We start from the raw sequence: 11208 nt of genomic DNA, 5'->3' as shown, positions 1-11208 counted from the left end.
TCCATTCCCGGAAAATTCGGAAATGGACTCACCACTTATCATCATCCAAATCACAACTAAACTATGAACAATGAAGCAATAGCCTGTGCATCGCTGCCACTTAAAATTTCATCATAAGCTGCAGAACCTGCCGCAGCCCCAAATAGAGTTGCTGTATTGTAGCCTGCCTGATTGGTATTGTCTTCTCCTGCATACACAGGATTGGTGGCTGAAGGCATACTTCCACCGTTAGCAAGCTCAATCCACCCTTTGTTAGCTCTCATTCTTCTTACTTGTGAAGCATGTCTTGCTTCAACGGAATGAATCTGTAATGCTGCCTGAAGCACTACTTTGTTGGACATCACATTTCCTGCCTGTCCTTTATAAGCTCTTACTCCGGTATCTTCAAAGGCCTGAGCAAGGATAAGAAATTGGTTATAATCTGTAAAAGGCATGAAATTTCCGCCTGCTGTAAAATCAAACGTTGGCTTATTTCCGGGAGTTGTTCCTAAAGAAGTCAGTGTGCTTTTCAGGAAGCTTACATGGGCGGATTCATGTTTTGAAATCTGCATGAAAACGGTTCTGTCTCCATTAGGGATTAATCCTGGTGTTGATAATCCTATGCTGTAGTACTCATTTTCCAGATATTCCAGTACCAATGCCAGTTGTAAAGCATCTGTGAGTGTACTTTTTAAAGCCATACCTGTTAACCCTGTTTTTGGAGCTTCTGCTTTGGCTGGAGTAGCCATCATCGCTCCTAATCCAAGAGGCACAGCTGCTGTAGCTGCTTTTTTTCCGAATAAAGAAATATTCGTGATGGTTTCCAGTCTTGAAGCTTCTGAAGTGAAAAATTTATCATCAGAAAGCTTATCCAGTAATCTAAGAATATTCATAATGTGAGTTTTTAAGGTGAATGATTAGTTGATTCCTCTTTCTTTCCAGGTAAAAGGTGTTTTGATAAATGTTCCGGCAGCCATTACAATGTCTTTTGGCTCTTTGGCGAGATCAAGTCCATTGGCATCTATCACATCGTCTCCCGAAAAATCTGCTGAGCCGGGATTGATTAGATTTCTGATGGCAGAGGCATGTCTGGCTTCCACAGAAACTATTTTACCTGCAATCACAAGATAGGCAGGATTGGAAATGTATTTTCCTGCTCCATTGTAAGCTGCTACGCCGGTATCTTCCAATGCTTTTGCGGTAGCCAATACTGAATTTCTGTCATTAAAATTCACATTAGGATACTGGAATTCAAGCTTAGGTAGCACATGATCTGTAGCACCGCTAATCGCAACTTTGAAGAAATCACGGTGAATCACCTCGTGATGATAGAGATCTGTAAAAACCTCTTTTTCAATACTGGAAATCCCCGTATAAAAATTGTTGACCACTTTCGTGTAAAAATCGGCTTCAAGCTGTTCTAAAGCATAGGCATAATTGAGTACACCTACATCTCCTGTTCCAAGATCATACTTGGATTCTTCTATAATCTGGAAGTCATCATCGTCATTACATCCGATAATGGTAAGGCCTGCGATGGCTAATCCTACTCCACCTAATTTTAAAAAGTTTCTTCTGCTGGTATTAAGGGTGGCACCCTGATTAGAAACCTGAATTACTTTTTTCATACTATTAATTTTTTTAGTGTTAGATATAAAAGAAACAAAAACAGCATATTGGATATGCTGTCTGAAATCTTAGAATTTATTATGGCATCAATACAGTATCTATTACATGAATCACTCCATTAGATTGGTTCACATCAGCAATTGTTACTTTGGCACTGTTTCCTTTTGCATCTTTTATGTAAAGATCTTTACCTTTTGTCCAGAAAGTAAGGTTTTCACCCTGTACAGTTTTCATCATACTTTTTCCGTTTCCTGCTTTTACGGCTGCCCAAATTTCTTTAGCACTGTATCTTCCTGGAAGAACATGATAGGTTAAGATCGAAGTAAGTGTGGCTTTATTTTCAGGTTTTACAAGATTTTCTACTGTTCCTTTTGGTAGTTTTGCAAAGGCAGCATCTGTAGGTGCCAATACGGTAAAAGGTCCTGCTCCCTGTAATGTTTCTACCAGACCAGCAGCTTTTACGGCAGCTACAAGAGTTTTATGATCCTTGGAGTTGACCGCATTTTCAATAATGTTTTTGGAAGGATACATAGGAGCACCTCCTACCATTACTGTTTTTTCTTTCATCGTTTGTGCAGTTACCTTTCCGCTGAAAGCAAATGATAAAACTACCATTGCTAAAACTGTGATTTTTGAATGTGTGTTCATTGCGTTGATTTTTAGTTAATTATATTGAATGTGTTTTTAAAGTCATTTACGAGGCTGGTTTTGTTTTAGATTGAAAAAAAAACAAATAAATTATAACTGTCTGATTTGTAGTATATTATTTTTAAAGAAAAATAAAATCAACTCATGAAATACGATTTTTGTATTGAATATTTTTTAATAATTTTCAGGAAAACATGTACGAAATAAAAGATGTGTTGAATTTTGTTGCCCATATGTTTTATTTTATTACATTTGAACAGAAAAATAAATATTATTAAAACAACCTATTCTGAAGAGGAACTTATCGTTTTATTAAGAGAAAAAAACGAAAACGGTTTTCATTATCTGTATGACCACTATTCGGGTGCGTTGTACGGGATCATTCTTCGAATCGTTCAGTCTAAAGAATATACCGAAGAAGTTATTCAGGATGTTTTTGTCAAAATATGGAACTCCATTCATCAGTACGACTCCTCCAAAGGACGGTTTTATACATGGATGATCAATATAGCCCGGAATACGGCTATCGACTATCTAAAGTCTAAAGGATTCCAGAATGAGCTTAAAAACCAATCACTTCCTGATTTCGTATATAATACTGCAGAGCTTTCAACTACCAATAATTCTTCTGATTATATCGGATTTAATAACGTGCTGGAAGGTCTGGAAGCAGACAAGCAGGAGCTTATAAATCTTGCTTATTATCAGGGATATACCCAACATGAAATATCTGAAAAACTGAAGATACCGCTGGGAACGGTAAAAACGAAAATGCGGAATGCACTGATGAAATTAAAAGATTTGCTAAAAGATTACCAATAAATTGAACACTAAAGAATACATATCATCCGGAATTATAGAATCTTATATTCTAGGTCATGCTTCTCCCGAGGAAGCAGGGATTTTGGAGTGTGTGATGAAGAATAATGCTGAAGTGAAAGCGGCTTTTGAAGAAGCACAGAAAATTTTGGAACAACTTGCTACAGCTCAGGCTGTAACACCTCCAGGTGATTTGAAATCTAAGATCTGGAATAAAATTCAGCAGGAACAGATTGTTGAAGAAGTAACTCCTACTCTTTCAACAGATATCTCTGAAGTAAAAACTCACAGGGAAATCACTCAACAGGAGAGAACTCAAACTACGACTCCCTGGAAAACTTATGCAGTGGCGGCTTCGGCATTGTTTCTTGTAAGTGTTGCCGGAAATTTATTCTGGATGAACAGCCAATCTGCCAGTAAGAAAGAAATATCATTACTGATAGCAGATAAAAAACGTCAGGATAAGACGATGGAGAAGATGAATCAGAAGCTTGATATGTTCTCTAATCCCGATATGCAGATGGTTATGCTGAAAGGTGTAGAAAAACACACAGAAGCCAAAGCAATGGTTTTCTGGGATAAGAAAACAAAAGAAGTTTACCTGAATGCTGAAAAACTTCCTAAAGCTCCCGAAGGAATGCAATATCAGCTTTGGGCTATAGAAGATGGAAAACCGGTAAATGCAGGAATGTACACTGAAGATAAAGACAGTAGGATTGCCTTGGCCAATATACCAAAAGCCCAGGCTTTTGCGATTACTCTTGAAAAAGAAGGCGGAAGCAAAGTCCCTACAATGGAAAATATGTTTGTAATGGGTGGAATTTAAGTTTCACCCATTTCATTTATATAAAACAGGATCATTTGACAGAATACTTAATGTGAAATAAGTGAAAAACTTATCTTTTAATTTTTATGGAAGTCTTTTTTGCATAAAAAAACAAGGCGGACACAATCAATCCGCCTCGTATCTCCCAAATAATTAAATATGAAAAAATATGAATGTCTATACCAGACAGGCCTTCAGCATTAGATCATGAAGGTCTGTATTTTTAATAAACGGCTGTAAAAGCTCGTTTCCAGGACCATAAGCCGCTACTTCCACATAATCTCCGGAATGATCCATGCTGATCCACCCCACAGAATTCCTGCTTTTCTGAATTTCTGAATACAATTTAAAAGGCAGTTTCTTATAATTATAAAGCCCTTCTTCTTTTTCAAGTCCGTTGTAAAAACTTAGCAGATGCTTGGCTTCATCATCGGTCAATGTGATTTTGTTACCTTCATAAATCCAGTCTTTAATATCTTTTACCGAATAATCTTTGTGAATCCTGTTGAGAATGTATTCATTGGTGTATTTGTAATCGGAAATGCTGTTAAATTGCCTGGTTGCATCCGCTCCGTAAATAGTGCCCGGATTAGCGTTTCCATGGTCTGTAGTGATGATGACTAAAGTATTTCCGTCTTTTTCGGCAAAATCCATTACCGTTTTCACCGCTTCATCAAATGCCAGCTGATCATGGATGAGTGCCGCTACGTCATTGGCATGGGCAGACCAGTCTACTTTTCCGGCCTCGATCTGAAGGACAAAACCTTCAGGATGATCTTTCATCTGATGAATAGCAGTATTGGCCATTTCAGCAAGAGTCGGTGTATTTTTGTACTCAGTAAGGTGCATTTTGTCAATGGTATACGGTAATGCTCCTGTACTGAAGATTCCTAATAATTTTTCTCCTCTTTTGATTTCTTTCAGATCGCTTTGTGTTTTTAGAATCCGGTACCCTTTTTTACTGTAAACAGAATAGAGGTCTTTTTTGTCTTCTCTTTTGGAGGGATTGAAAAACTCGTCTCCGCCTCCTAACAGCACATCGAATTCCAGCTCTGCATACATTTCTGCAATTTGAGGTTCAGCATTTCTTTTGGAAGAATTTATACAGAATCCGGCTGGAGTCGCATGAGTAATGGTTACCGTAGTCACGCAGCCTGCTTTTTTTCCTGCTTTTTTATATTGCTGCCATATCGGAAGATGTTTCTCTCCGTTAGCTCCGATGTTTAAAACTCCGTTTTTCACTCTGATTCCTCCTCCAAAGGCTGAACTTGCGGCAGCAGAATCTGTGACAACAGAACTTGCAGAAGCGGTGTCCATCAAAGCACGGGTCACCTTTTTATCATAATACAGATTAAGCCAGTTACTTCCTTTTCCTAAAATGTTCCGTGAATACAAGTCTGCCATTGAAAGTGTTCCCAGGCTCATCCCGTCACTTACCATGAAAATGATATTCTTCGCTTTTCCTTTCTGGTGCAGTTCCGTATTTTTCCCGAAGCTCCATAAATCAGATGGTGATAAGGTCAATAACCCTGAAAGTAATGCAGATCCTTTTAGAAATTTTCTTCTGTCCATATTGTTTTTGAAATAATGCTGCAAGTTATTGTATTTAAATTTTTATCGTAACATTGTTGCATTAATTAAAAGTTAATTTTAAATGTTCTTTGGAAACGGATCTTCAAAACTTTGTTTTTTGTCAAATAGTTCCTTTTCCCTTTCATTAATAAGACAATGTTGAAGGTCTGATAACATTTGATCTTTATCCAGATTCTGCCCGATAAATACCAATTCATTGATCCTGTCCCCCCAGTTTTTATCCCATCTGTTTTCTATAAATGTTTGGTTTTCTACAAATGAAGAATACTGAACCCTATGATTCATAGGCATACTACTCCACCAAACTCCTGCTTTTTCAAGCCTGAATGAACCTCCTGCCTGAGAAAAATTCAATGCATCATCAGGTCTTGAAGCTAACCAGAACAACCCTTTAGCTCTTATGGTTCCTTCCGGATAATGATGATTCAGATATTCCCAAAGCCTTATGGGATGAAAGGGCTTTCTATCTCTAAAAACAAGTGAACTTATCCCGTATTCTTCAGTTTCCGGGGTATGATGATCAGATTGTAGCTCTTTTTGCCAGCCTGCGGATGACTGTGCCTTATCAAAATCGAAAAGCTTAGTATGTAAAATCTTTTGGGGATCAATTTTTCCAAACTCAGCGTGTAAAAGATCTGCGTCGGGATTCAGTTTTTGGATTGCTGCTTTTAAAAAGCCAAGTGTTTCAGTATTGATAAGATCTGTTTTGTTTAAAATAATCACATTGGCAAATTCAATCTGATCGGTCAGAAGATTAACAATCGTTCTGTAGTCGCCCTCCATATCAGTAAGATCGCGGTCCAGCAACATTTCATTAGAGCCAAAATCTTTCATGAAATTAAAACAATCTACCACCGTTACCATTGTATCAACATAACTGAAACGGGACAGATCTATTCCACTCTCTTCATCAATATAAGTAAAGGTTTGAGCAACAGGAATAGGTTCACTGATACCTGTACTTTCAATAAGGAGATAATCAAAACGGTTTTCATTCGCCAAACGTTCTACCTCTACCATAAGATCTTCACGAAGTGTACAGCAAATGCACCCATTACTCATTTCAACAAGCTTTTCTTCTGTTCTTGAAAGGGTATTTTGATTTTCAACCAGGCGGGCATCAATATTAATTTCGCTCATATCGTTCACTATTACAGCTACTTTTAATCCTTGTTTATTGTGAAGAATATGATTCAGTAGTGTCGTTTTTCCAGCTCCCAGAAAGCCGCTGAGTACTGTTACAGGAAGTTTTTTAGTCATGATTTAATGTTTATGATTTTTAAAATTGATGATATGACCTGTAATCAAACCGATAGCTCCAATATAGATCAGAGGAAGATGAACTTCAAACAGAAAATCTGTCAATATAGAAATGAAAATAAGGCTTAATGATATCCAGAACAGAAACTTCAGCCACCGATTTTCCATTTTTTTTGTTATTCTGAATACCACAACGGCTCCTATGAAAAGGAAAACCAGATCAATATAAGGATCATGGGAGATTCCCAATGGAACAATTAATAGCAGTGGAAAGACAATACAATGAATCATGCATAAAACAGCAGCGAAGATTCCTACAGCATCAAGAATTTTTGATTTCATAATAGTATGGATTAATTTTCTTATCGTAACTTTGTTGCAAAAGTAGAAATAAAAATTTAAATAACGCAACTTTGTTGCATTAAAATATGAAACAGGTCAGAAATACTCACGCCAAAACGGAAATTTTAAACCTTATTAATAGTTCGGATGTTGCCCTTACCCATTCTGATATTCAGAAGAAACTGGGAGATCTGTGCAACAGAGTAACCATCTACAGGGTTCTGGAAAGGCTTGAGAACGAAGGTGCGATACACAAGATCGTCAATATTGATGGTGTGGTGAATTTTGCAAAGTGCAGTGGAAAATGTACCCATGAACAGCATTTTCATAATCATGTACATTTTAACTGTAAGGAATGTCATTCCGTGACGTGCATTGAAAATGCTATTCCGGAAATCAGTTTACCGGAACATTTCATCGCACATGAATATAATTTTATCATCAGCGGGATATGCCCGAAATGTGCTGATGCTTAAAAAATAAAAAGGCAGAAAAGCGAATATGCTGATCTGCCTTTTGTTGTACTGAAATATAAATTCTGTTATAAAGAAGAAATATAGACTTCTATCTTGGTACCATCATAATTGAAGGTTCCGTCAGAATTCTTTTTGCCTAATACCCATTTCATATCCACAGGTACTGTCCATGCCGATCCTAATGAAAATCCGTTCACAGATCTGATTTCATTTCCGTTTCCTGTAGTAATTGCTGAGTGAAAGAATGTTTTATCAATAAGCCTGTAAAAACCAATAGCCTTCCCTGCCGGAATGGGTGTGTATCCGTCCCATTTTTCTCCAGCAGGATAATTGAATAAGGTTAACCATTTTTGTCCTGCAGATTCGGCAAGCTGAGTAGGACTTATCCTGGCACCACGCATATACAATGCATAGGCAACCACATCATGACATACTCCACTGTTGTATTTCGAAATATTCTCTTCCCCAGAGAGAATGGAATGAGCAACGGGTGCCCTTTCAGATAGGGATAGCTGAGCCTTCCTGGCTCCTTCAGGTGTTATAAATGACATATTGTAATATTTTGTTTGGTGACGTAAAGATACGGCTTTAAAATTTAATCACTTATGTTAGAAAATATTTTAAGTTTCGGCTAAAGCCAATGGAAGAATACTTTATAAAATAGGCGGGCTAAAGCCCACCTCTATTGATATATAAATGTGGTATTATAGCAGAAACAAATGTAAATATTCAATAGGAACAGGCTTTAGCCCGTTTTAACAATTAAATACAGATATATTGGCTTCAGCCAAAACTTAATATTGGCTAAGTTCAGGCTGAAACCTTTGAAAAATAAATAATAAAATGTGCGGGTTAAAACCCGCCTCTATTGATCAATATAATTAACAATTCATTTAACAATAATACATGCATTCATAGCTGAAAAGCTTCCCCTCTTTAAAAGTAAAAATAAAGAGCCCGGCATCTCCATTCTGAATGTAATATTCGTGCGGAGAAGAAATCCAGCGTGTTGAGAGCAGATCTCCAAAACGGCTAACAAAATCCTTTTCATTATAATTAGAATCCATACGTTCCTTTCCCAGAATCACAGCTTCACCGCTATTAAAAGACATTTTGTAGATACTTCCGGAAACTTTTCCTTTATATTCTTCAAAGGCTACAATCATATCAGATGTTCTGTAAAAATATTGAGGTTCCCAGCCGCATTCAGGGGTATTGGGAATGTCTTTTACCTTCTGCATCTCCAGCTGTTTCACCTGTGTTTCTGTAATTTTTCCGTCAAAAAGCTGGGTCTCTTTCCACACAAAATGCATATTTAAGGCTTTCAACTTTTTTTCATAAGCTTCAGTTTCTGGTTTTTTTGCCAGTTGATCCGCCAGAAGAAGTTCAAAATTGATATCTATCTTTGGATTTTCTATGCCTGAATAAGATTCTTGCCAATAAAGTAATGCTTGTTTAAGATTTTTATCTTCCAGCCATGCAATTTCGCGCAATCTACCAACCTGAGTCAGTTCTTTTTCCTTGTTCTTTCCTTTTGCAGCCAGATAATCTTTCAAAATTTTGTCGTATGTAAGTTCTGTTCCCAGGTATTTCATCTGGATATATTCCGGATTTTCGTGGAAATGGTCGCCAATATATACCCAGCCATCCTGATACAGGGGTACATAATCAATGCAAATCAGTTCGTTTAAAGCCAATTTTCGTGTTGCCGTACTTTCCGTTGTAGGGCCTTTTCGTACACGTAATTCTGATCCCTGCACATAAAAATGGGGACATTGATATCCCTCTTTTCCTCTATAGAAATATTGTAGTGGTTCACCCGCTGATTTTTTCCCACGCATAGACTTTTGGAGTGGCTGGCGGTCTATAAAACCAATATCACCGTTGCTTACCTGTACTTTGTATTGCGTTTGGGTAGAATCCAGGAGGTAAACTGGTGCTTCAGTAGAAAAGATTCCCAAAACGTCCTTATTTTTTCCATTTTCACGATAAAGGTGACCCCATTCGGAGGTATAGGCCGGGCGTGCTCCGGCACTCTGAGCCTGGATATTGTAAAAGCAGCATTGAATGATTCCGGCTGCCAATAGTATCTTATTCAATATATTGTAATTTATATCTGCAAAAGTTTCCACGTCTTTTACAGAGGTGTTCATAATGGTTTCTATGGTTATTGTTTCAAAAATAATGAAAAATAAGAGTTTGTCCCAAAGTTATTGTTATTCAGAATGGGTATAAATTCCATCCTATTCATCTGTTTCCATTGGGTAGCGTAAATAAAAATACTATTTTTATCGCCCAAAAAAGTAAAGACTAAATATGCCGACTGATGCTTCTCTTAAGCTGATTCCGATGACAACTTTCGTGCTGGAGTATTATTCCCACGAAGGATATGCTGATCTTCAGATTTTGAATCTGATGAATAATTATGCCAATTTCTTAAAGAAGCGTTTGACTCTTGGAATGTTTGTTCCTGTAGACCGTAAAGGAAATATTCTAAAAGAACCGAAAAATTATACCGCATGGAAATCTTTGGATCATAACGATGGAAGAAGAACGGATATTGTAGGTTTCGAAGAATATGCAGAGTATCAGAAGGCCGAGCAGAACTGCATGTTTGAAGGATTTAAAGTAGATTATAATGGATACTCAAAAGTGAGAATCATTGCTTCATACGACCCTTCTATCGAATTGTCTTTTAATAAAAATGATCTGATCCCTACAGGCTTCAATGATGTAGAATCACTGACGGTATTTGATGATATCTTTTTAACATCCAGTGCATTAAAAGCAATTGGGATAAAACGATAAATAATAGTTGTACTATATAAAAAACCTTTATCAGCACTGATAAAGGTTTTTTGTTTTCTTGTTCTATCTGACACATTCTCCCGAATGGCAGTGGTAGCCTGATGGACAAAGCCCGTTGATGCAGGGGCCTGCAGCATCAGGATAGCACCTTTCATCTGCACGGCAATGAGAGTGAGGAGGACAAAGGGAAAGCAGATTGCCAAGGCAAACGCCTACAGGAAGCGGAAGATTCAGCTCTATTCCAATGGCTCCGATCATGTTTTTTAATGTTTTTCTGTTTAATTTTTTCATGGCTTTTGTTGTTAGGTGTTAGTAATTTTTTAATATACTTTCAAGTTCTGTGATGAGATCTTTCTGTGCCGGATTGATCCGTTTTTGTGCTTCTTCTGAAGCAAACCATTCCCATTGGTCCACTTCGGGAATTTCAATTATTTTGCCGGATTTGGGTGGCCATTCTAATGGAAAGCTATTGCTGTAAAGACCTGAAGTATCAATATCTCCTTCCAGGGCCCATGCATAAACTGTTTTTCCTCCTTTTTGTCTGATGGGTGATAATTCTATGAATTGGCCTTCTGCTGCTTTACCTGTTTCTTCTTTAAATTCCGTTAATGCCCTCACCAATGGGTCTTCATCGGGAAGAATTTCTCCTTTGGGGATAGACCATGCGCCAGAATCTTTATTTCTCCAGAAAGGGCCGCCGGGATGAACCAGAAAGTAATACAGACTGTCTTTTTCTTTTTTAAAGAGCAGAATCCCGGAACTTGTTTTCATGGGTTTAAAGATTTGATTATTAAAGATATAAAAAAAATATAATCAGATGATCAATAA

14 protein-coding genes are annotated in these 11208 nt (G+C 37.4%); 4 read left to right on the top strand and 10 right to left on the bottom strand.

The genetic code is table 11. From position 1 onward, the window contains the following. Positions 1-56: 56 nt before the first annotated feature. From DEU39_RS05250 to DEU39_RS05240, 3 genes are all read right to left on the bottom strand, one after another. A complete protein-coding gene (locus DEU39_RS05250) occupies positions 57-872 on the bottom strand; it encodes a ferritin-like domain-containing protein (protein WP_062669400.1) in 816 nt (271 codons plus the stop codon). Between the two features lie 24 nt (positions 873-896). Beyond that, positions 897-1607 carry a ferritin-like domain-containing protein gene (locus DEU39_RS05245; protein ID WP_062669402.1) on the bottom strand — a complete coding sequence of 237 codons (711 nt, stop codon included), beginning with the start codon at positions 1605-1607 and terminating at the stop codon, positions 897-899. A 79-nt stretch (positions 1608-1686) separates the two neighbouring features. Further along, positions 1687-2256, bottom strand: coding sequence for a fasciclin domain-containing protein (locus DEU39_RS05240; protein WP_062669404.1), 570 nt, complete (start codon positions 2254-2256; stop codon positions 1687-1689). A gap of 252 nt (positions 2257-2508) precedes the next feature. Between DEU39_RS05240 and DEU39_RS05235 the strand changes: the two genes are divergently transcribed. Both DEU39_RS05235 and DEU39_RS05230 read left to right on the top strand, forming a co-directional pair. Continuing rightward, the gene (locus tag DEU39_RS05235; RefSeq protein WP_228432501.1) at positions 2509-3078 is read left to right on the top strand and encodes an RNA polymerase sigma factor; all 570 of its coding nucleotides are present in this window, start codon (positions 2509-2511) and stop codon (positions 3076-3078) included. 1 nt (position 3079) lies between these two features. Then, positions 3080-3901 carry an anti-sigma factor domain-containing protein gene (locus DEU39_RS05230; protein ID WP_120231186.1) on the top strand — a complete coding sequence of 274 codons (822 nt, stop codon included), beginning with the start codon at positions 3080-3082 and terminating at the stop codon, positions 3899-3901. A 177-nt stretch (positions 3902-4078) separates the two neighbouring features. Here DEU39_RS05230 and DEU39_RS05225 read toward each other — a convergent pair whose 3' ends face one another. The 3 genes from DEU39_RS05225 to DEU39_RS05215 all read right to left on the bottom strand — a co-directional run bounded on the left by DEU39_RS05225 (position 4079) and on the right by DEU39_RS05215 (position 7096). Then, the gene (locus DEU39_RS05225) at positions 4079-5473 is read right to left on the bottom strand and encodes an alkaline phosphatase (protein ID WP_120231185.1); all 1395 of its coding nucleotides are present in this window, start codon (positions 5471-5473) and stop codon (positions 4079-4081) included. Positions 5474-5551: 78 nt separating this feature from the next. After that, the gene (locus DEU39_RS05220; RefSeq protein ID WP_120231184.1) at positions 5552-6754 is read right to left on the bottom strand and encodes a GTP-binding protein; all 1203 of its coding nucleotides are present in this window, start codon (positions 6752-6754) and stop codon (positions 5552-5554) included. Between the two features lie 3 nt (positions 6755-6757). After that, positions 6758-7096 (bottom strand): MerC domain-containing protein, encoded by a 339-nt coding sequence (locus DEU39_RS05215; protein WP_120231183.1) that lies wholly within the window; start codon positions 7094-7096, stop codon positions 6758-6760. An 86-nt stretch (positions 7097-7182) separates the two neighbouring features. Between DEU39_RS05215 and DEU39_RS05210 the strand changes: the two genes are divergently transcribed. Further along, on the top strand, positions 7183-7572 hold the full coding sequence (locus tag DEU39_RS05210) for a Fur family transcriptional regulator (protein WP_120231182.1): 390 nt from the start codon (positions 7183-7185) through the stop codon (positions 7570-7572). A 65-nt stretch (positions 7573-7637) separates the two neighbouring features. Here DEU39_RS05210 and DEU39_RS05205 read toward each other — a convergent pair whose 3' ends face one another. Next, a complete protein-coding gene (locus DEU39_RS05205) occupies positions 7638-8123 on the bottom strand; it encodes a hypothetical protein (protein WP_034697952.1) in 486 nt (161 codons plus the stop codon). Positions 8124-8465: 342 nt separating this feature from the next. After that, positions 8466-9725, bottom strand: coding sequence for a hypothetical protein (locus DEU39_RS05200; protein WP_120231181.1), 1260 nt, complete (start codon positions 9723-9725; stop codon positions 8466-8468). 163 nt (positions 9726-9888) lie between these two features. On the opposite strand from DEU39_RS05200, the gene DEU39_RS05195 reads away from it, so the two are divergent. Beyond that, positions 9889-10380, top strand: coding sequence for a hypothetical protein (locus DEU39_RS05195; protein WP_062669418.1), 492 nt, complete (start codon positions 9889-9891; stop codon positions 10378-10380). 63 nt (positions 10381-10443) lie between these two features. On the opposite strand, the gene DEU39_RS05190 is transcribed toward DEU39_RS05195, so the two are convergent. After that, on the bottom strand, positions 10444-10671 hold the full coding sequence (locus DEU39_RS05190; RefSeq protein ID WP_062669420.1) for a hypothetical protein: 228 nt from the start codon (positions 10669-10671) through the stop codon (positions 10444-10446). Positions 10672-10689: 18 nt separating this feature from the next. Beyond that, positions 10690-11151 (bottom strand): NUDIX hydrolase, encoded by a 462-nt coding sequence (locus tag DEU39_RS05185; protein WP_062669422.1) that lies wholly within the window; start codon positions 11149-11151, stop codon positions 10690-10692. Between the last annotated feature and the right edge of the window lie 57 nt (positions 11152-11208).

This window comes from Chryseobacterium sp. AG363, assembly GCF_003610675.1.
Classification (GTDB): Bacteria; Bacteroidota; Bacteroidia; order Flavobacteriales; family Weeksellaceae; genus Chryseobacterium; species Chryseobacterium cucumeris.
The sequence above is the reverse complement of the archived record's forward strand: the minus strand, read 5'-3'. Positions and strand labels throughout refer to the sequence as shown.